This is a genomic window from Streptomyces luteolus, from assembly GCF_029968015.1.
Lineage (GTDB): Bacteria > Actinomycetota > Actinomycetes > Streptomycetales > Streptomycetaceae > Streptomyces > Streptomyces luteolus.
Genome location: NZ_JASCIS010000048.1, coordinates 12,744 through 32,036, shown reverse-complemented (window position 1 = coordinate 32,036; position 19,293 = coordinate 12,744). Strand labels below are relative to the sequence as shown.

The 19,293-nt window shown below is 70.0% G+C and carries 16 protein-coding genes and 5 tRNA genes; 9 read left to right on the top strand and 12 right to left on the bottom strand.

The window, feature by feature from the left end:
• Window positions 1-193: 193 nt before the first annotated feature.
• On the bottom strand, window positions 194-787 hold the full coding sequence (leuD, locus tag QIT00_RS32065) for a 3-isopropylmalate dehydratase small subunit (protein ID WP_282538973.1): 594 nt from the start codon (window positions 785-787) through the stop codon (window positions 194-196).
• Window positions 788-793: 6 nt separating this feature from the next.
• Window positions 794-2,218, bottom strand: coding sequence for a 3-isopropylmalate dehydratase large subunit (gene leuC, locus QIT00_RS32060; protein ID WP_282538972.1), 1,425 nt, complete (start codon window positions 2,216-2,218; stop codon window positions 794-796).
• Between the two features lie 186 nt (window positions 2,219-2,404).
• Between leuC and ndgR the strand changes: the two genes are divergently transcribed.
• Window positions 2,405-3,121: an IclR family transcriptional regulator NdgR gene (gene ndgR, locus QIT00_RS32055; RefSeq protein WP_055552755.1), complete on the top strand. Its 717-nt coding sequence runs from the start codon at window positions 2,405-2,407 to the stop codon at window positions 3,119-3,121.
• A 249-nt stretch (window positions 3,122-3,370) separates the two neighbouring features.
• Here ndgR and QIT00_RS32050 read toward each other — a convergent pair.
• The 9 genes from QIT00_RS32050 to QIT00_RS32010 all read right to left on the bottom strand — a co-directional run bounded on the left by QIT00_RS32050 (window position 3,371) and on the right by QIT00_RS32010 (window position 7,361).
• Window positions 3,371-3,443 (bottom strand) — tRNA-Glu (locus tag QIT00_RS32050).
• 26 nt (window positions 3,444-3,469) lie between these two features.
• Window positions 3,470-3,541: transfer RNA gene (locus QIT00_RS32045), tRNA-Gln, on the bottom strand.
• A gap of 18 nt (window positions 3,542-3,559) precedes the next feature.
• Window positions 3,560-3,635: transfer RNA gene (locus QIT00_RS32040), tRNA-Glu, on the bottom strand.
• A 62-nt stretch (window positions 3,636-3,697) separates the two neighbouring features.
• A tRNA-Glu gene (locus tag QIT00_RS32035) sits at window positions 3,698-3,770 on the bottom strand.
• Between the two features lie 21 nt (window positions 3,771-3,791).
• Window positions 3,792-3,863: transfer RNA gene (locus tag QIT00_RS32030), tRNA-Gln, on the bottom strand.
• 85 nt (window positions 3,864-3,948) lie between these two features.
• Window positions 3,949-4,686: an HAD family hydrolase gene (locus QIT00_RS32025; protein WP_282538971.1), complete on the bottom strand. Its 738-nt coding sequence runs from the start codon at window positions 4,684-4,686 to the stop codon at window positions 3,949-3,951.
• 113 nt (window positions 4,687-4,799) lie between these two features.
• A complete protein-coding gene (gene gltX / locus QIT00_RS32020) occupies window positions 4,800-6,293 on the bottom strand; it encodes a glutamate--tRNA ligase (RefSeq protein ID WP_282538970.1) in 1,494 nt (497 codons plus the stop codon).
• Complete coding sequence (locus QIT00_RS32015; protein ID WP_282538969.1) at window positions 6,286-7,083, bottom strand: fumarylacetoacetate hydrolase family protein; 798 nt, start codon at window positions 7,081-7,083, stop codon at window positions 6,286-6,288. Before QIT00_RS32015 ends, gltX begins: the two co-directional genes overlap by 8 nt.
• Window positions 7,084-7,163: 80 nt before the next feature.
• Window positions 7,164-7,361 carry a hypothetical protein gene (locus tag QIT00_RS32010; RefSeq protein ID WP_282538968.1) on the bottom strand — a complete coding sequence of 66 codons (198 nt, stop codon included), beginning with the start codon at window positions 7,359-7,361 and terminating at the stop codon, window positions 7,164-7,166.
• Between the two features lie 565 nt (window positions 7,362-7,926).
• Between QIT00_RS32010 and QIT00_RS32005 the strand changes: the two genes are divergently transcribed.
• The 8 genes from QIT00_RS32005 (at window position 7,927) to QIT00_RS31970 (ending at window position 18,686) form a co-directional block, all read left to right on the top strand.
• Window positions 7,927-11,763 (top strand): sensor histidine kinase, encoded by a 3,837-nt coding sequence (locus QIT00_RS32005; protein WP_282538967.1) that lies wholly within the window; start codon window positions 7,927-7,929, stop codon window positions 11,761-11,763.
• Window positions 11,764-12,183, top strand: coding sequence for a roadblock/LC7 domain-containing protein (locus tag QIT00_RS32000; protein WP_282538966.1), 420 nt, complete (start codon window positions 11,764-11,766; stop codon window positions 12,181-12,183).
• A gap of 148 nt (window positions 12,184-12,331) precedes the next feature.
• The gene (locus tag QIT00_RS31995; protein WP_282538965.1) at window positions 12,332-12,736 is read left to right on the top strand and encodes a DUF742 domain-containing protein; all 405 of its coding nucleotides are present in this window, start codon (window positions 12,332-12,334) and stop codon (window positions 12,734-12,736) included.
• Window positions 12,717-13,304, top strand: coding sequence for a GTP-binding protein (locus tag QIT00_RS31990; protein ID WP_282538964.1), 588 nt, complete (start codon window positions 12,717-12,719; stop codon window positions 13,302-13,304). Before QIT00_RS31995 ends, QIT00_RS31990 begins: the two co-directional genes overlap by 20 nt.
• Before the next feature lie 358 nt (window positions 13,305-13,662).
• Window positions 13,663-16,959 (top strand): nitrate- and nitrite sensing domain-containing protein, encoded by a 3,297-nt coding sequence (locus QIT00_RS31985; protein ID WP_282538963.1) that lies wholly within the window; start codon window positions 13,663-13,665, stop codon window positions 16,957-16,959.
• Between the two features lie 10 nt (window positions 16,960-16,969).
• Complete coding sequence (locus QIT00_RS31980) at window positions 16,970-17,383, top strand: roadblock/LC7 domain-containing protein (RefSeq protein WP_055421938.1); 414 nt, start codon at window positions 16,970-16,972, stop codon at window positions 17,381-17,383.
• Window positions 17,384-17,488: 105 nt separating this feature from the next.
• Entirely contained in the window at window positions 17,489-18,124 is a 636-nt protein-coding gene (locus tag QIT00_RS31975; protein ID WP_408909895.1) for a DUF742 domain-containing protein, read from the top strand.
• Window positions 18,105-18,686, top strand: a complete 582-nt coding sequence (locus QIT00_RS31970; protein ID WP_282538961.1) for a GTP-binding protein — start codon at window positions 18,105-18,107, stop codon at window positions 18,684-18,686. Before QIT00_RS31975 ends, QIT00_RS31970 begins: the two co-directional genes overlap by 20 nt.
• Before the next feature lie 398 nt (window positions 18,687-19,084).
• On the opposite strand, the gene QIT00_RS31965 is transcribed toward QIT00_RS31970, so the two are convergent.
• Window positions 19,085-19,288, bottom strand: coding sequence for an acyl-CoA carboxylase subunit epsilon (locus QIT00_RS31965; protein WP_282538960.1), 204 nt, complete (start codon window positions 19,286-19,288; stop codon window positions 19,085-19,087).
• Window positions 19,289-19,293: the final 5 nt, after the last annotated feature.

Below are 19,293 nucleotides of genomic sequence, written 5' to 3'. Positions count from 1 at the left end.
AATGGGGTTTTCGGGCTTCTCGGAGCCCTTAAGTCGTGCTGGCCACGCGCCTGCGACGGTCTCCTGCCCAGAGCCCCAACTCGCCTACGTCATCGGCGTGTTGGCGCTGGTCCGGGGCAAACGAACGAACCGCGGTCTGCGTGCAGACCGCGGTTCGGATGAGCTTGTCGATTCGGTTGCCCGAATGGCCGATTCAGGCCTGGACGGTGCGTGGCTTGTGTGCAGGACGCTGGGTCTCGTAGGCCGCGATGTCGGCTTCGTTCTGCAGCGTGATGCTGATGTCGTCAAGGCCGTTCAGCAGGCGCCAACGGGAGTTCTCGTCGAGCTCGAACGCGGCGGTGACGCCTTCGGCGCGCACTTCGCGGGCCTCCAGGTCGACGGTGATCTCGGCCTGCGGGTCCTTCTCGATGAGCTCCCACAGCGCGTCGACGACCTTCTGGTCGAGGACGACCGTCAGGAGGCCGTTCTTCAGCGAGTTGCCGCGGAAGATGTCCGCGAAACGGGACGAGATGACGGCCTTGAAGCCGTAGTTCTGCAGCGCCCACACGGCGTGCTCGCGGGACGAGCCGGTGCCGAAGTCGGGACCCGCCACCAGGACCGTGGCGCCTTGCCGCTCGGGCTTGTTGAGGACGAAGGTCTCGTCCTTGCGCCAGGCCTCGAACAGCCCGTCCTCGAAGCCGTCACGGGTGACTTTCTTCAACCAGTGGGCCGGGATGATCTGGTCGGTGTCGACGTTGCTGCGGCGCAGCGGGACGGCCCGGCCGGTGTGCGTGGTGAATGCTTCCATGGCTGTTCAGACTCCAGCGGGCGTCGGGGCGTCGGTCAGGTCGGCGGGGGCGGCCAGGTGGCCGGTGACCGCGGTGGCGGCTGCGACCTGCGGAGAGACCAGGTGCGTACGACCGCCCTTGCCCTGCCGGCCTTCGAAGTTGCGGTTGGAGGTGGACGCGGAGCGCTCGCCGGGTGCCAGTTGGTCGGGGTTCATGCCGAGGCACATCGAGCAGCCCGCGTGCCGCCATTCGGCGCCGGCGGCCTTGAACACCTGGTCCAGGCCCTCCTCGACGGCCTGCAGGCCGACCCGGGCGGAGCCGGGAACGACCAGCATCCGTACGCCGTCGGCGACTTTGCGGCCCTTGACGATCTCGGCGGCGGCGCGCAGGTCCTCGATACGGCCGTTGGTGCAGGAGCCGACGAAGACGGTGTCGACCTTGATGTCACGCAGCGGCTGCCCGGCTGTGAGCCCCATGTATTCCAGGGCCTTCTCGGCGGCATAGCGCTCCGAAGCGTCTTCGTACGAAGCGGGGTCGGGGACGTCGGCCGACAGCGGAGCGCCCTGACCGGGGTTGGTGCCCCAAGTCACGAAGGGCGCCAGCGAATCGGCGTCGATGACGACCTCGGCGTCGAAGACCGCGTCGTCGTCCGACTTCAGGGTCCTCCAGTACGCGACGGCCTCGTCCCAGTCCGCGCCCTGCGGGGCGTGCGCGCGGCCCTTGATGTAGTCGAAGGTGGTCTCGTCGGGGGCGATCATGCCCGCGCGGGCACCGGCCTCGATCGACATGTTGCAGATGGTCATCCGGGCCTCCATCGAGAGCTTCTCGATGGCGGGGCCGCGGTATTCCAGGATGTAGCCCTGACCGCCGCCGGTGCCGATCTTCGCGATGATCGCGAGGATCAGGTCCTTCGCCGTTACGCCCTCGGGGAGTTCGCCGTCGACGGTGATGGCCATGGTCTTGGGGCGGGCCAGCGGCAGCGTCTGCGTGGCCAGCACGTGCTCGACCTGCGAGGTGCCGATGCCGAACGCCAGAGCGCCGAAGGCGCCGTGCGTGGAGGTGTGCGAGTCACCGCAGACCACGGTGGTGCCGGGCTGGGTCAGTCCCAGCTGCGGTCCCACCACGTGGACGACGCCCTGCTCGACGTCACCCAGCGGGTGCAGCCGTACGCCGAAGTCCGCGCAGTTCTTGCGCAGCGTCTCCAGCTGGGCCCGGGAGACCGGGTCGGCGATGGGCTTGTCGATGTCGAGGGTGGGGGTGTTGTGGTCCTCGGTGGCGATGGTCAGGTCGAGCCTGCGCACCTGGCGGCCGGTCTTGCGGAGGCCGTCGAAGGCCTGCGGGCTGGTCACCTCGTGCAGCAGGTGCAGATCGATGAAGAGGAGGTCGGGCTCGCCCTCGGCGCGCCGGACGACGTGGTCGTCCCAGACCTTCTCCGCGAGTGTCCTACCCATCGCTTTCCCTCCGGCCGGCAGATTGTGCCCGGCCACAACTAGAGATGTGAGCGGCAACGCCCGTACCCCTCGTACCGAACGTGGTCCGCTGGGCCCGTTGGTCTGCGGGCCGCTGTGCTTACAGGGTGACAAGTTCCCTGGGAAATTGAACTTGCGTTTCACAGAGTGAGACGCGAGTATCGACGCATGGACAACTCTAGCGGCGTAGGCGTCCTGGACAAGGCAGCCCTTGTCCTGGGCGCCCTGGAGTCCGGTCCGGCCACCCTCGCGGGTCTGGTCGCGGCCACCGGGCTCGCACGACCTACTGCACATCGTCTCGCTGTGGCCCTCGAGCACCACCGCATGGTGGCGAGGGACATGCAGGGCCGGTTCATCCTCGGTCCGCGGCTCGCCGAACTGGCGGCCGCGGCCGGCGAGGACCGCCTGCTCGCCACGGCGGGCCCGGTTCTGACCCATCTCCGTGACGTGACCGGCGAGAGCGCGCAGCTCTACCGCCGCCAGGGCGACATGCGCATCTGCGTCGCCGCGGCGGAGCGCCTCTCGGGCCTGAGGGACACCGTCCCGGTGGGCTCGACGCTCACCATGAAGGCCGGCTCGTCGGCGCAGATCCTGATGGCCTGGGAGGAGCCGGAGCGCCTGCACCGCGGCCTCCAGGGCGCCCGCTTCACGGCCACGGCCCTGTCCGGCGTACGGCGCCGCGGCTGGGCCCAGTCGATCGGCGAGCGCGAGCCGGGTGTGGCCTCGGTGTCGGCGCCGGTGCGCGGCCCGTCGAACCGCGTGGTCGCCGCTGTCTCGGTCTCCGGACCGATCGAGCGGCTGACGCGGCACCCGGGCCGGATGCACGCCCAGGCCGTGATCGACGCGGCGGGCCGCCTCTCCGAGGCGCTGCGCCGCACCGGCTGAACTCCCCTTGTACGTAAGGCCGGACCTTGTACGTAAGGCCGGATCCGCCTCAACGCCGCGGCGGGTCCGGTCGCCCGGGCGCACGAACCGTCCATCGTGCGCCACCACAACGGCCTGTCATGCTCCGGGAGTTGGCGTCTTCGCACGCGAACGGCCGCAGTTTGCACGGCAGTTGCTCACCCAGGTTGCACGGCAGTTGCTCATACGCGAGAGGCCCTCCGCATTTCTGCGGAGGGCCTCTTCGCTGCGTACCCCCGACCGGATTCGAACCGGCGCTACCGCCTTGAGAGGGCGGCGTGCTAGGCCGCTACACAACGGGGGCATGATCGCGTGTTTCCACGTGATCAGCTGGCCTACCAGGACTCGAACCTAAACTAACTGAACCAGAATCAGTCGTGCTGCCAATTACACCATAGGCCACTGGTTGTCTAGACCAGTTGGTACCCCCGACCGGATTCGAACCGGCGCTACCGCCTTGAGAGGGCGGCGTGCTAGGCCGCTACACAACGGGGGCCCTAGCGATCCTGCATCAGGAACAGTGGGTGCGACCCGATCTGTTCCCGCGGGAAGGATCTGTACCCCCGACCGGATTCGAACCGGCGCTACTGCCTTGAGAGGGCAGCGTGCTAGGCCGCTACACAACGGGGGCTTTGCAGATGAGCTCTGCGAGCTGGCCTACCAGGACTCGAACCTAGACTAACTGAACCAGAATCAGTCGTGCTGCCAATTACACCATAGGCCACCAAAACGCAACCCCCGTGGGGAGCTTTGTTCGGCTTGCGCTTTCCGTTCGGACCGCTGGTCCGGCGGGCGGCGCAGGAAGAACATTACCCGAAGGTGGACGGCGCTCCAAAACGGGTATCCCCGGCCAGCAGACCGGGCAGCTGAGCGAGCCCGGTGATCCGCCGTACGCCGGGCGGGACTTCGGCGCTCGGATGCTCGGCCCCGCTGCGGTCGAGCCAGATCCCGAGCAGCCCGGCGTCGTGGGCGCCGCGGGCGTCGATCTCCGGCTGGTCACCCACATACGCGACCTCGGCAGGGTCGAGGGCGAGGGTCGTGCAGGCCGCGTGGAAGGCCTCGGGTGCGGGCTTGGCGACGCCGAGTTGAGCCGCGCAGAGCAGCGCCTCGAAGCGGTCGCGTACGCCGAGGAGGCGCAGCTTCCGCTCCTGCGCGTCGGCGTGGGAGTTGGAGAGAACGGCGTGCCGGTAGCCGTCGGCGAGGGCGTCGAGGGTGGGGAGCGTGTCGGGGAAGAGGGCCCAGGCGGCTTCGTAGTGACGCATGTAACGGTGGAACCAGGCGTCGGACTCGGTGTCGGTGAGGGCCGGCTGGTCCAGGAAGTCGCGTACGCGGTCGCGGCGCTGGGTGAGGAAGTCCGCTTCACCGGTGCTGAAGCGGGCCCAGTGGCGTTCGGTGGTGGCCTTCCAGCGGGCCAGGGCCTCGGCGGCGGTGCCGTAGCGCGCGAGGGCGCCTTCGGCTTCGAGGTGGGCCCGCATGCCGGCCGTGTCCGCGGTGGCGTAGTCGAAGATCGTGTCGTCGATGTCCCAGAGGACGGCTCGGATAGGCATGGGGCGACAGTACGGTGAAGGGGCGGGGTGGGGATTTCGTTCCCCACCCCGCCCCTTCCCGTATCCGGGGCTCCGCCCCGGACCCCGCTCCTCAAACGCCGGAGAGGCTGGATTTAGGCGAGCTTCGCCAGTGCCGCGTCGATGCGGGTCAGGGACTTCTCCTTGCCCAGGATCTCCAGGGACTCGAAGAGGGGCAGGCCGACCGTGCGGCCGGTGACGGCTACGCGGACGGGGGCCTGGGCCTTGCCGAGCTTGAGGCCGTGCTCCTCGCCGGCGGCCAGGACGGCCTCCTTGAGGGCCTCGGGGGAGGTCCAGTCGGCGGTCTCCAGCTTGGCGCGGGCGGTGGTGAGGAGGGCGACCGGGTCGCCCTTGCCCATGGCCTTGGTCCAGCTCGCCTCGTCCTCGACCGGCTCCTTCAGGAAGAGGAAGTCGACGTTGGCCGTGATGTCGGAGAGGACCGTGAGGCGGGTCTGCGCGTGCGGGGCGATGGCCTCCCACTTGGCCTGGTCGAAGTCCTCGGGGGCCCAGTTGGCGTGCGGGGCCTTGAGCCAGGGCTCGCAGGCCGCGGCGAAGTCCTTCACGTCCAGCATGCGGATGTGGTCGGCGTTGATCGCCTCGGCCTTCTTGAGGTCGAAGCGGGCCGGGTTGGCGTTGACGTCGGCCAGGTCGAACTTCTCGATCATCTCCTTGATCGTGAAGACGTCCTGGTCGGCGGAGAACGACCAGCCAAGCAGGGACAGGTAGTTGAGCAGTCCCTCGGGCAGGAAGCCGCGCTCGCGGTAGAGGTTGAGGCTGGCCTGCGGGTCGCGCTTGGACAGCTTCTTGTTGCCCTCGCCCATGACGTACGGCAGGTGCCCGAAGGTGGGGACCTGCTTGGCGACGCCGAGCTCGATCAGGGCCTTGTAGAGGGCGATCTGGCGCGGGGTGGAGGAGAGCAGGTCCTCGCCGCGGAGCACGTGCGTGATGCCCATGAGGGCGTCGTCGACCGGGTTCACCAGGGTGTACAGCGGGGCGCCGTTGGCGCGGACGATGCCGTAGTCCGGGACGTTCTCCGGGGTGAAGGTGAGCTCGCCGCGGACGGCGTCGGTGAAGGTGATCGGCTCGTCGGGCATCCGGAAGCGGACGATGTACGTCCGGCCCTCGGCGTCGAAGGCCCGCTTCTGCTCGGGGGTGAGGACGCGGCAGGTGCCGTCGTAACCGGAGGGCCTGCCGGCGGCGCGGGCGGCCTCGCGGCGGGTGTCCAGCTCCTCGGTGGTGCAGTAGCAGGGGTAGGCGTAGCCGCCGTCGATCAACTGCTGCGCGACGTCCTTGTAGAGGTCCATGCGCTGCGACTGGCGGTACGGGGCGTGCGGGCCGCCCACCTCCGGTCCCTCGTCCCAGGTCAGGCCCAGCCAGCGCATCGAGTCCAGGAGCTGCTCGTACGACTCCTCGGAGTCCCGGGCCGCGTCGGTGTCCTCGATGCGGAAGACCATGGTGCCGCCGTTGTGCCGGGCGTAGGCCCAGTTGAAGAGGGCGGTGCGGACCAGGCCCACGTGGGGGTTGCCGGTCGGGGAGGGACAGAAACGTACGCGGACGTTCGCGTCCGCGCCGTTGGGGGACTTAGCCACGCTTGATCACCTTGTTGGTGAGAGTGCCGATGCCTTGGATGGTGACGGCGACCTCGTCGCCGACGTTGAGGGGGCCGACTCCTGCGGGGGTGCCGGTGAGGATCACGTCTCCGGGGAGCAGGGTCATCGCCTCGGTGACGTTGACGATCAGGTCCTCGATGGAGTGGATCATCTGGCTCGTGGAGCCGAGTTGGCGTTGTTCGCCGTTGACCGTGCACTGGATCGCCAGATCGCTCGCGGCGGCGATGTCCAGGCCCGTCTCCACCCAGGGGCCGATGGGGCAGGCCCCGTCGAAGCCCTTGGCCCTGGCCCACTGCTTCTCGCGGCGCTGGACGTCGCGGGCGGTGATGTCGTTGGCGCAGGTGTAGCCGTAGATGACGTCCTTGACGCGTTCTCGCGGGACCTCGCGGCACATGCGGCCGATGACGACGGCGAGCTCCGCCTCGTGGTGGAGCTCCTCGGTGAAGCCGGGGTACACGATGGCGTCGCCGGAGCCGATCATCGAGGTGGTCGGCTTGAAGAAGGCGAAGGGGGCCTCGGGGACCTCGCCCCCCATCTCCTTGGCGTGGTCGGCGTAGTTCCGGCCGAAAGCGACGATCTTGTTGCCGAGCACCGGGGGCAGCAGGCGGACCTTGCTGAGCGGGACCTTGACGCCGCTGAGCTCGAAGTCGGCGTACGGAATGCCCTTGATGATGTCGAGGACGAGTTCGCCGTCCGTCGCGGTGGAACTGTCGCCCTCGACCGCGCCGAAGGCGACGTTGCCGTCGATGGAGAACCTGGCGATGCGCACGGAATGCGGGCCCCTCTGCTTGCGGTGCCTGGAGACTGACGCTCCAGGCTAACGCGCTCAGGGGGTGCGACCTCGCGGTATTACTCCGCGGCCACCGTGACGGGGGCCTCCATGAGGACCGTACGGCGCGGGTTGGCCGTGTTGGTCGGGAGCTCGGCGAGGTCGGTGAGCTGCTCGGGCTGCTCGGGGGCGGCCTGCAGTTCGTCGGCGTCCGTCAGGTGCGCCAGGGTGGTGCGCCGCGGGTTGGCTATGTTGCGGAACATCATCGTCGTCTTCACGGCGGCTTCGACCTCTTGTGCTCTCTGTGGACGGGGGGTTGACGGCTGAGCCATCCCTGTAAAGCGTCAGGCTAAACATTTGAATTCCCCGCAAAGGCGGGAACTCCCCTTGATCTTCATGTGAGTTTGCTCACGAGAGGCCGGACGAAGCAGGCAGAACGGACCAGTTGCGGCCGCCACCGGAACAGACATTCCGGCACCGAAGCGCTGATTCCGCTCCCGATCATGGCGACTGGGACACCCTCCACGCGTAAGCCGTACGCAAGGAAAAGTCCGTTATGGATGGGATGTTGCTCGACATCTCGTAACACTCTCGTCACCGGCTGTCACAGACGTCACAGCCCCGCAGCAGGGCTTGTTGGAGATCCGGCACTGTGCTGGAATTCCGGGAACCGCCGCAGGTATGAACCGGCGCGCACGGGCGCAACGCAGCGTCGAGTGGCGGTGGGAGAGGGGGAGACGCGCCGGTCACTCACGACCACCAGGGGCCCGCACGGGTTCCATGACGCCGACACCGTCCCACCGCTCGCGCGGCGGGGCGCCTGGTCCAGAGGTTGCGACGCTAGTGCAGGGACGTTTCAAGAGGGAAGGCAGCGCTGCGGCGGAGCCGGAGCTGCGCGGCGGGACTGGCCCCGTGCCCGGCAACTCCTCAACCCCCGACGCCGCGGGCTCCGGCGGCGGCGGCCGCGGCAAGGGCACCGGTGTGTCCAGTGGCGGCCCGGCCCCCGCGAGTCCGAAGAAGCCCTCCTCGGCCGGCTCGCGAATAGCCCTGCGCAACTGGCGCATCTCGACGCGCCTCGTCTCCCTGCTCGCGCTCCCCGTGGTCGCCGCGACCTCGCTCGGCGCCATCCGCATCAGCGACTCCGTCGACGAGATGGAGCAGCTGGACCGGATGAGGCTGCTCACCGACATGACGAAGCAGGCCACCGAGCTGGCCGCCGCGCTCCAGGACGAGCGCGACCAGTCGGCGGGCCCCCTCGCACACGGCGCCAAGGCCTCGGACTTCGCCGTCAAGGGCGCCCGCAGCAAGACCGACCGCGCTCGCGACTCGTTCCTGCACGGCACCTCGGACATCGACGACGCCCGCGGCGACCAGGCGATCGACAGCATCCGCCAGAACGTCGTGCAGATCTCCACGCAGCTGCGTGTCCTCAAGGACGTCCGCCGTGACGCGTACAAGGAGGGCCTGCCGACCGCGCAGACCGTCTCCAGCTACAACCAGCTGATCGAGCAGCTGCTCGGCCTCTCCCGGGACATGGCGCTCGCCACCAGCAACCCGGAGATGATCCAGCGCACCCGTACCCTCGCGGCCTTCTCGTCCGCCAAGGAGTACGCGTCGATCCAGCGCGCCGTGATCTCCGCCGCGCTCCCGCCGAACAAGACCGACTTCGGCAAGCTCTCCGAGAACGACCGCCTCTACGCGCTCTCCGCCCTGCGCAACGAGGAGGCCGAGCTCGACAGCTTCCAGCGCTCGTACGAGGGCACCGGCGGCAACGCGGCCGAGCTGATGAAGCCGCTCGACGACTCCAACGCCGTGATCAAGGACGCCAACGACTACGCGGCCCGCGTCCTGGAGAGCCCGAGCGGCCTGAAGAACCGCGAGAAGCGCTCGTACACCGACTGGAACGACGCCGCCACCACCAAGCTGCGGCAGATGGCGCTGATCGAGCGGACGCTGCTGAGCGACATGGAGCAGGAGGCCCGCAACCTGCGCGACGAGTCGCAGCGCGAGGCCATCATCAACGGTGCGCTGATCCTGCTCGTCCTCGGCGTCTCGCTGGTCGGCGCGTTCGTCGTGGCGCGGTCCATGATCCGCTCGCTGCGGCGCCTTCAGGACACCGCGACCAAGGTCGCCCAGGACCGCCTGCCCGACCTGGTCAAGCAGCTCTCCGAGTCGGACCCGCAGGACGTCGACACCTCCGTCGAGTCCGTCGGTGTGCACTCCCGGGACGAGATCGGCCAGGTGGCCACCGCCTTCGACGACGTGCACCGCGAGGCCGTCCGCCTCGCCGCCGAGCAGGCCCTGCTCCGGGGCAACGTCAACGCGATGTTCACGAACCTCTCGCGCCGTTCCCAGGGCCTCATCCAGCGTCAGCTGTCCCTGATCTCCGAGCTGGAGTCCCGCGAGGCCGATCCCGATCAGCTCTCCTCCCTCTTCAAGCTCGACCACCTCGCGACCCGCATGCGTCGTAACGGTGAGAACCTCCTCGTCCTCGCCGGTGAGGAGCCGGGCCGTCGCTGGACCCGCCCGGTCCCGCTGGTCGACGTGCTCCGCGCCGCCGCGTCCGAGGTGGAGCAGTACGAGCGGATCGAGCTGGCCGCCGTGCCGACCACCGAGGTCGCGGGCCGCGTCGTCAACGACCTCGTGCACCTGCTCGCCGAGCTCCTTGAGAACGCCACCTCGTTCTCCTCGCCGCAGACCAAGGTCAAGGTCACCGGTCACGCGCTGCCCGACGGCCGTGTGCTGATCGAGATCCACGACACCGGCATCGGCCTCTCCCCCGAGGACCTCGCCGCGATCAACGAGCGGCTCGCCTCGCCGCCCACCGTGGACGTCTCGGTCTCCCGCCGCATGGGTCTGTTCGTGGTCGGCCGCCTCTCGCAGCGCCACGGCATCCGCATCCAGCTCCGCCCCTCCGACTCCGGTGGTACGACGGCGCTCGTCATGCTGCCCGTCGATGTCGCCCAGGGCGGCAAGAAGGTGCCGAGCAAGGCCGGTGCGCCCGCGCCGTCCGGCGGTCCCGCCGCGGCCCAGGCCGCCGCGGGTGTCGCCGCCGCGCGCCGTGGCGGACAGGGCGGTGCAGCCGGTGGCCGCCTCGGTGCCACGCCGGGGACCGGACACGGACAGGGCGGCCTGATGGCCGGGTCGAGTCCGCGCGCCGCGTTGCCCAGCCGGGGCAACGGTCCGGGGCAGGACCAGGGGCGGCCGGGTGCCGGTCAGGGTCAGGGCCTGGGCCAGGGCCAGGGCCCCGGCCCCGGCGCCGGTCAGGGCCCGGGTGCCGGGCAGCCGCAGGGTGGTGCGCCGCGTGCTCCGCAGGTGTCCGGCGGGCTGCCGTCGCGTCCCGGTGCCGGTGCGCCGCAGGACCGTCCGGCCGACCCGCAGGGCCGACCCGGTGTGGGTGACGCGCTCAACGGCGGTCAGCGTTCCGACGTCTTCGGCGGACCGCGTGCCGCTCAGCCTTCCGGTGCCGCCGGTGGTGCCCAGCCTTCCGGTCCCGCCGGTGGCGCTCAGCCTTCCGGTCCCGCCGGTGGCGCTCAGCCTTCCGGTCCCGCCGGTGGTGCTCCCGTACCGCCGCGGCAGCGGGGGGATCAGGGGCAGGGCCGTCCCGAGGCCGACCGGCCGCAGCTGCCGCCGCGCGGTGGACCGCGGGCCGAGCTGCCCGGCGGCAACCCGCAGCCGCAGACCAGCTCCTGGGGCGCCAAGCAGGACCCGCGCCCCTCCGTCGACGCCGCGCGCGAGCAGCACGACTCGGCGCCGCCCGTCGACTCCACCGCGCAGCTCGCCCGGATCGAGCCCGACGACCAGCAGGGCGACCGTCAAGGACCGGGCTCCACCGCCGAGTTCGCCCGCCCCGACTTCGACGCCCCGCGTCCCGACGCCACCGGCCCGTACTCCGTACCGCAGCAGCCGGGACCGGACGCGCACCGCGCGGGCGGCCCCGGTTCCACCGGCCAGTTCGCGCGTCCCGAGCTGCCGCAGGCACCGCTCGGCGGCGGTGCGCGCAACGGCGCCCGGGACACCGGCGAGCACCAGGCACCGCGCCCGCCGCAGCAGCACCCGGCCCCGCAGCAGCCCCAACAGCCGCAGCAGCCCCAGCAGGAGCGCCCCGACGAGCTGACGGGCCCGGTCGAACTGCCTCCGGGCTACGGTCGTACGCCGCTGTACGACACCCTGGAGACCAACTGGTTCCACGGGCAGCAGCAGGAGCGCCAGCAGCAGGCCCAGGCACAGCAGGCACAGGCCCAGCAGGCCCAGCAGGCCCAGCAGGCCCAGGCTCACCAGGCCGCGCAGGAGCCGCCGCAGAACGGTGGCCGTCCCGCCGCTCCGGGCCTGCCCCCCGAGCCGCAGGCCCCGCCGATGCCGCCCGCGCCTCCGGGTGCGCCCGCCAACTGGCGCCAGTCCCCCAACGACGAGCTGGTCCGTCAGGCCGAGCGCGTCAAGCAGCCTTCGGCGGGCGGGGTCACCACCTCCGGCCTGCCGCGCCGCGTGCCGCGGGCGAACCTCGTGGCCGGTACGGCACAGCAGCAGCAACAACAGCAGGGCGGCCCGCAGGTGTCGCGCTCGCCCGACGAAGTGCGCGGCCGGCTGACTAACCTCCGCCGCGGCATCCAGCAGGGCCGCGAGGCCGGCACCGGCCAGACCGGCGGTTTCCGCAGCCCCTCTCACCAGCAGGAGCGTTAGTTGAGTCCGAGCCAGGCGGCGCAGAATCTGAACTGGTTGATCACCAACTTCGTGGACAACACCCCAGGGGTGTCCCACACGGTGGTGGTGTCGGCCGACGGTCTGCTGCTCGCGATGTCCGAAGGTTTCCCGCGTGACCGCGCCGACCAGCTGGCGGCGGTCGCCTCCGGCCTGACCTCCCTCACGGCGGGCGCGTCCCGCATCTTCGAGGGCGGCCCGGTCAACCAGACCGTGGTGGAGATGGAGCGCGGCTTCCTCTTCATCATGTCCGTCTCCGACGGCTCCTCGCTGGCCGTACTGGCGCACCCCGAGTGCGACATCGGCCTCGTCGGATACGAGATGGCCCTGCTCGTCGACCGGGCGGGCAGCGTGCTCACCCCGGATCTGCGCGCCGAGCTCCAGGGGAGCCTGCTGCACTAGCCAGGAGCCTGCACCAGTCAGGTGCGCATCAGCCAGGAGCGCACCAGCCAGGAGCGCGCACCGCACCCCGCCCACCCGTCCGGCCCGTCCCCCACCGGCCCACTTGAAGACGGCTAGCCGACCACTTGCTGTCCAGCCCGGAGGATCCATGACCCCGCCCACCGCCGCTCACGACCCGTACGGAGCTCATTCCGCGTACGGGCCTGAGGGCGACCAGCCACTGGTGCGTCCGTACGCGATGACCGGTGGCCGGACCCGGCCGCGCTACCAGCTCGCCATCGAGGCGCTGGTGAGCACGACGGCCGACCCGGCCCAGCTGATGGGGCTGCTCCCCGAGCACCAGCGGATCTGCCACCTCTGCCGTGAGGTGAAGTCGGTGGCTGAGGTGTCCGCGCTCCTGGGTATGCCACTCGGGGTGGCGCGGATCCTGGTCGCGGACCTCGCCGAGGCGGGACTCGTGGCCATCCACCAGCCCGGCGGCGACGAGAACGCCGGCGGACAGCCAGATGTGACACTGCTCGAAAGGGTGCTCAGTGGACTTCGCAAGCTCTAACGACCCGGTCTCGTCGGGTCGTTCCACCACATCCGCGAAGATCGTGGTGGCGGGCGGCTTCGGCGTGGGCAAGACCACGTTCGTCGGCGCCGTCTCGGAGATCAACCCGCTGCGCACGGAGGCCGTCATGACGTCGGCCTCGGCAGGCATCGACGACCTGACGCACACCGGCGACAAGACCACCACCACGGTGGCCATGGACTTCGGCCGCATCACCCTCGACCAGGACCTGATCCTGTACCTCTTCGGTACGCCCGGTCAGGACCGGTTCTGGTTCATGTGGGACGACCTGGTGCGCGGCGCGATCGGGGCGGTGGTGCTGGTCGACACCCGCCGCCTGGCGGACTGCTTCCCCGCCGTCGACTACTTCGAGAACTCCGGCCTCCCGTTCGTCATCGCCCTCAACGGCTTCGACGGACACCAGCCCTACCAGCCCGACGAGGTCCGCGAGGCCCTCCAGATCGGCCCCGACACCCCCATCATCACCACCGACGCCCGCCACCGCGCGGACGCCAAATCGGCGCTGATCACCCTGGTCGAGCACGCCCTCATGGCCCGGCTGCGATAACGCCTACGCCTCAAGTCGGATACGGCGCAAGGAAGTTGTCGTAGGCGTGACGGAGCGGGCTGTGTCCTTTGACACGGCCCGCCCGGGTGTTCATAACGTTTCGACAGAGAATTCCGCTGCCGTCGACACAGCTCGCATTCACGCGGTACCGCTGCGCTCATATTGTGCCCCCCTTTTGCCGGGGCTTTATCTTTATGCCCGTTTTATCTGAGGTTCAGGTCACCGAAATCAAGCTCTCCCCACTGTTTGGAGGAGCCGCCGCTGACGTGCTGAAATTCGCTGAACTGCCCAGTAGCAATACGGGTGTGAAGACGAAGCGGCACGATGCAGGTGCCCTCGCCGAGAGGTTGTTGGTCGAGTGAGGCGAAGCAAGAACAGCCCCGAGCCGCAGGAGCGGGGCAACTTCACCCCGCCGTCGCGCGGAGCTGTAGCACCCGCGCCGGCGCCGGTGCCGGTGCCGGTGCCGGGGGCCGACGCGGCGCCCACCGGCAGCGGCAGCGGCAGCGGCAGCAAGTTCTCGCCCCGCAACTGGCGTGTACCCACACGTCTGAACGCGATTCTCCTCATACCCGTGCTCGTCGCCATCGTGATGGGCACTCTTCAGGTCAAGGGCTCCATTGACACGTGGAGCGAGGCCGAGGACGCGGAGAAGACCGCGCTCATCGTGCGCGCCGCCGAGAACTACGGCCAGGCGCTGCTGAACGAACGCGACCTGTCCGCCGCCCCGCTGCTGAGCGGCAAGGGCACCAACGGCACCGTCGACAAGGCCCGCGACGCCACGGACGCCGCGAAGGCCGCCTTCGACGAGGCCGTCGCGGACATGCCGGAGAAGCAGGGCCTTGAGCGGCGCCTCGCGCTCTTCAAGGAGAACGAGTCCAAGCTGACGGACCTGCGCAAGTCGGCCTACACCCGCGCCATGGACCCGGTGAAGACCGAAGAGGGTTACGTCACCGTCCAGCACTCCCTGATGGAGTTCGCCAACGAGCTCGGCCTCGGCACCGGCAACATCACCAGCTACGGCCGTACCGTCTACGCCGTCTCGCTCGCCAAGGCCGCCGTCTCCCTGCAGCGCTCCATCGGCACCCACCTGATCGTCCGCCCGAGCTCCGAGCGCGCGACGCTGGAAGCGCAGTCCACGGCGTTCAGCTCGTACGCGTACCTGGAGAACATCGCCATCGGCGAGTACGTCTCCGCCGGTACCGAGCAGGACTACGAGGACCTCAAGTCCGTACTGCGCGGCAAGCAGGACGAGGGCAAGAAGAAGCTCGCCGCCGCCGCGAAGGAAGCCCGCGCGAACGGCCAGGAGTTCACCCCGCCGCCCTCGCCCGAGAAGATGATCAAACTGATCGGCAGCGGTGCGAAGCCGTCGACGCTGCGCGCGCAGGGCGTCACGCCCGAGGCCTGGTTCGCCGTCACCACCGCCAAGTTCGACGGCTACCGCGAGATCGAGACCCAGCTGATCGACAAGGCGGTCGCCGAGTCCGCCACGATCGCCGACGACGCCGAGCGGGACGCCTACATCAACGGCGCCATCGTGCTCGCCGCCGTGCTCGCCGCGTTCATCGTCGCCGGCCTCATGGCCCGCCAGATGAGCAACAGCATGCGTCGCCTGCGCACCGCCGCCTTCGGTATCGCCGAGCAGCGCCTGCCGATGCTGGTCGACCAGCTCTCCCGCACCGAGCCGGGCCGGGTCGACACCCGCGTCCAGCCCATCCCGATCAACACGCAGGACGAGATCGGCGAGGTCGCCCGCGCCTTCGACCAGGTGCACCGCGAGGCCGTCCGGCTCGCCGCCGAGCAGGCCCTGCTCCGGGGCAACGTCAACGCGATCTTCACCAACCTGTCGCGCCGCAACCAGTCGCTGATCGAGGGCCAGTTGACCCTGATCACCGACCTGGAGAACAACGAGGCCGACCCGGACCAGCTGGAGAACCTCTTCCGCCTGGACCACCTCGCGACCCGTATGCGCCGCAACGGCGAGAACCTCCTGGTGCTCGCCGGCGAGGAGCCCGGCCGCCGCTGGGACCAGCCGGTCCCGCTGGTCGACGTGCTCCGCGCCGCCTCCTCCGAGGTGGAGCAGTACGAGCGCATCGAGCTGTCCGGCGTCCCCGAGGCAGAGATCCACGGCCGTGCCGTGACCGACCTCGTGCACCTGCTCGCCGAGCTCCTGGAGAACGCGACGACGTTCTCGTCGCCGCAGACCAAGGTCCGGGTGACCGCCACCCGTCTCCCCGACGGTCGCGTCATGATCGAGATCCACGACAAGGGCATCGGCCTCACCGCCGAGGACTTCGCGGACATCAACCACAAGCTGGCCAACCCGCCGACCGTGGACGCCGCGATCTCCCAGCGCATGGGCCTGTTCGTGGTCGGCCGGCTCTCCGACCGGCACGGCATCCGCGTCCAGCTGCGCCCCTCCGGCGAGCAGGCGGGCACGACCTCGCTCGTCATGCTCCCGGACGCCATCACCCACGGTGGCGGTGGCTCCGACCTGCCGGAGAGCGAGTTCACGGTCTCCCGGATCGTGCCCGAGCAGCAGCAGGCGCCCGCGTACGAGGCCCCGCCGCTGCGCACGGCCGCCGAGCTCGGCTTCGACGACAGCCGCTACGACGAGGGCAACGCCTCGCTCGACCCGGTGGGCCGCTCCCTGCACCGCGAGGAGCGCCGAGCCGCGCTCGACTCCCAGGGCGAGCGCCCGCTCTACCGCGACGAGGTCTCCCCGCACCCGTACGACCAGGGCGACCAGGGCGGCCGCCCCGAGCAGTCCTACGAGCAGCAGGGCGCGTACGACGACCAGCAGGCCGCGTACGAGCACCAGAGCGGCTACGAGCAGGGCTACGAGCAGCAGGACCCGTACGCGCGGCAGGACGGCTACGAGCAGGGCGGCTACGAGCAGGGCTACGCGGCCCAGGGCGGCGGCTACGACGGCTATCCGGAATCCGCGTACCCGGAATCCGGCTTCGACGGCCAGGGCACCCCGCAGAACACCGCCCAGGACGCATACGCCAACTACAACGGCCAACCTCAGCAGGGCGGTTGGCAGCAGCAGGGCCCCGCGACGGACGCCTTCGGGAACAGCTACGAGCCGGAACCGGAATCTGGTCCCAGCGCTCCTCAAGCGGACCCTGAGCGCGTAGGCTTCGACCGTCAGGGACCTGCCCCTTCCTCCGCGCACGAGCTGACCGACGCGGGCCTGCCGCGCCGCGGCAGCACGCCCGCGAGCAACGGCCACCGGAACGCGACGGGCGACGTGTGGACGCCGGGGCCGGTCCAGGACACCACTGCCCCTTCGCCGCAGGCGGAGAACGCACCCGCAGGAGCGGACGGCAGCGGTGCCGGCGACGACGATTGGCGTTCCGCCAACGACGAGCGCTGGCAGCGCGCCGAGCAGCTCCGGCAGCCCAGGGCCGGCGGCGTCACCTCGTCGGGGCTGCCGCGCCGGGTCCCGAAGGCCAACCTGGTCGAGGGCACGGCGGAGCAGACCCCGCAGGGCGGACCCCAGGTCTCCCGCGCCCCCGAGGACGTGCGTGGCAGGCTGAGCAACCTGCGCCGCGGCATCCAGCGGGGACGTGACGCGGGCAGCGACGACTCGAACGGCCAGGCCACTGGAAATGAACACAGTGGTCCTGGTGGCAACTACAACCAGGAGCGTTAGTGTGAGCCCGATGAGCCAGGCGGCGCAGAACCTGAACTGGTTGATCACCAACTTCGTGGAGAACACCCCCGGTGTTTCCCACACGGTGGTGGTCTCCGCCGACGGACTCCTTCTGGCGATGTCCGAAGGGTTCCCCCGCGACCGCGCCGATCAGCTGGCGGCCGTCGCGTCGGGTCTGACCTCGTTGACCGCGGGCGCGTCCCGCATCTTCGAGGGCGGCAGCGTGAATCAGACAGTTGTGGAGATGGAGCGAGGATTTCTCTTCATCATGTCCATTTCCGACGGCTCCTCCCTGGCCGTACTCGCCCACCCGGAAGCGGACATCGGTCTCATCGGGTACGAGATGGCGCTTCTGGTCGACCGGGCGGGCACCGTGCTCACCCCCGACCTGCGTGCCGAGCTTCAGGGAAGCCTTCTCAACTAGTTCTCAACTAGCAGACAGGCAGTGCGTATTCGCGTCCCGTGGCCTTAAAGTTCGGGGCGCGGCACCACATTGATGGATGCCCGGCACAGTCGGAGGAGGAAGCACGTGGCAAGTGGCGCAACACCCCCAGAGGGTTCGTCTTCGGCCAACTGGTCATACGGCCAGGCCCAGGGCGGCCAGGGCGGCGACGGCACGCCCAACCGCTACAACTTCCCCTCCGCGCCCAGCCGTCGGCAGCAGCAGCCGTACGCACCGCCCCCGCAGCGCCACCAGCAGCCGTACGACCAGCAGCGGCCTCCGGCGCCGCGCGCCCCGTACGAGCAGCAGGCGTCGCCGCGCATCCAGCCCGTGCAGCCGCAGCCGCGCCCCTCGGAGCAGCAGCAGCCGACGGGGGGTGCGCACAACCCGCTCGTGCGTCCGTACGCCATGACGGGCGGACGCACCAGGCCGCGGTACCAGCTCGCCATCGAGGCGCTGGTGCACACCACGGCGCAGCCGCACCAGCTTCAGGGACAGCTCCCCGAGCACCAGCGGATCTGCAACCTGTGCCGGGAGATCAAGTCCGTCGCGGAGATCTCGGCACTGCTCTCCATCCCCCTCGGGGTGGCCCGGATCCTGGTCGCGGACCTCGCGGAAGCCGGACTCGTGGCCATCCACCAGCCCGGCGGCGACGAGAACGCCGGCGGACAGCCAGATGTGACACTGCTCGAAAGGGTGCTCAGTGGACTTCGCAAGCTCTAGCGGCGGTGCAGCCCGCTCTACCACCAGCGCGAAGATCGTGGTGGCGGGCGGCTTCGGCGTGGGTAAGACCACGTTCGTCGGCGCCGTCTCGGAGATCAACCCGCTGCGCACGGAAGCTGTGATGACGTCGGCGTCGGCGGGCATCGACGACCTGACGCACACCGGCGACAAGACCACCACCACGGTGGCCATGGACTTCGGCCGCATCACCCTCGACCAGGACCTGATCCTGTACCTCTTCGGTACGCCCGGTCAGGACCGGTTCTGGTTCATGTGGGACGACCTGGTGCGCGGCGCGATCGGGGCGGTGGTGCTGGTCGACACCCGCCGCCTGGCGGACTGCTTCCCCGCCGTCGACTATTTCGAGAACTCCGGCCTCCCGTTCGTCATCGCGTTGAACGGCTTCGACGGACACCAGCCCTACCAGCCCGACGAGGTCCGCGAGGCCCTCCAGATCGGCCCCGACACCCCCATCATCACCACCGACGCCCGCCACCGCGCGGACGCCAAATCGGCGCTGATCACCCTGGTCGAGCACGCCCTCATGGCCCGCCTGCGCTAGCGCTGCCGCTTCGGTCTCCTGTCCCGCACCCCTGGTTGGGGGGTGCGGGACTTTTTCTTCCCCTCCCCGCCCCTTCCCGGCTGTGCCCGATATGCGGCTGGCGCCGCGTGGCTGCGGCGCTTCGGGGGCTCCGCCCCCGGACCCCCTCCCCCAAGCTCTCGGCTTCGCTCGAGCAGGGGGGACCCCCATCTCAAACGCCGGAGGGGCTGAATTTAGCGGCCTCGCCCGCATCTTTCAGCCCGTCCGGCGTTTGAGGACGAGCGCCTCAGCGCGATACGGGGTCCGGGGCGGAGCCCCGGGAGCCGGCGGCAGTCTTTCGGGAAGGGTCGGGGTGGGGAACAGCAGGAGCCCCCGCCACGACGGTGCGTGACGGGGGCCCAAAGAGCCGGGAAGGACGCTCAGCCCTGCCAGCTGTGCGGCGCGCGGAAGCCCGGCGTGCGCTCAAGGCGGCGCCAGCCGGCCTTGGACCGGCCACGGGACGGGGCAGCGGCAGCGGGCTGCGCGGCCGCACGGGCCATCAGGACGGCGGTGATGGCCGCCAGCTCCTCCGGGTCCGCGTGGCCCTTCTCGACCCGCAGCAGGTGATCGGTGGGAGTGCTCATGAGTT

What these genes read in the sequence shown, in the direction of transcription:
- leuD (WP_282538973.1), bottom strand. Translation starts at nt 787, where the DNA reads ATGGAAGCATTCACCACGCACACCGGCCGGGCCGTCCCGCTGCGCCGC.
- leuC (WP_282538972.1), bottom strand. Translation starts at nt 2,218, where the DNA reads ATGGGTAGGACACTCGCGGAGAAGGTCTGGGACGACCACGTCGTCCGG.
- ndgR (WP_055552755.1), top strand. Translation starts at nt 2,405, where the DNA reads ATGGACAACTCTAGCGGCGTAGGCGTCCTGGACAAGGCAGCCCTTGTC.
- QIT00_RS32025 (WP_282538971.1), bottom strand. Translation starts at nt 4,686, where the DNA reads ATGCCTATCCGAGCCGTCCTCTGGGACATCGACGACACGATCTTCGAC.
- QIT00_RS31995 (WP_282538965.1), top strand. Translation starts at nt 12,332, where the DNA reads ATGACCCCGCCCACCGCCGCTCACGACCCGTACGGAGCTCATTCCGCG.
- QIT00_RS31980 (WP_055421938.1), top strand. Translation starts at nt 16,970, where the DNA reads ATGAGCCAGGCGGCGCAGAACCTGAACTGGTTGATCACCAACTTCGTG.
- QIT00_RS31965 (WP_282538960.1), bottom strand. Translation starts at nt 19,288, where the DNA reads ATGAGCACTCCCACCGATCACCTGCTGCGGGTCGAGAAGGGCCACGCG.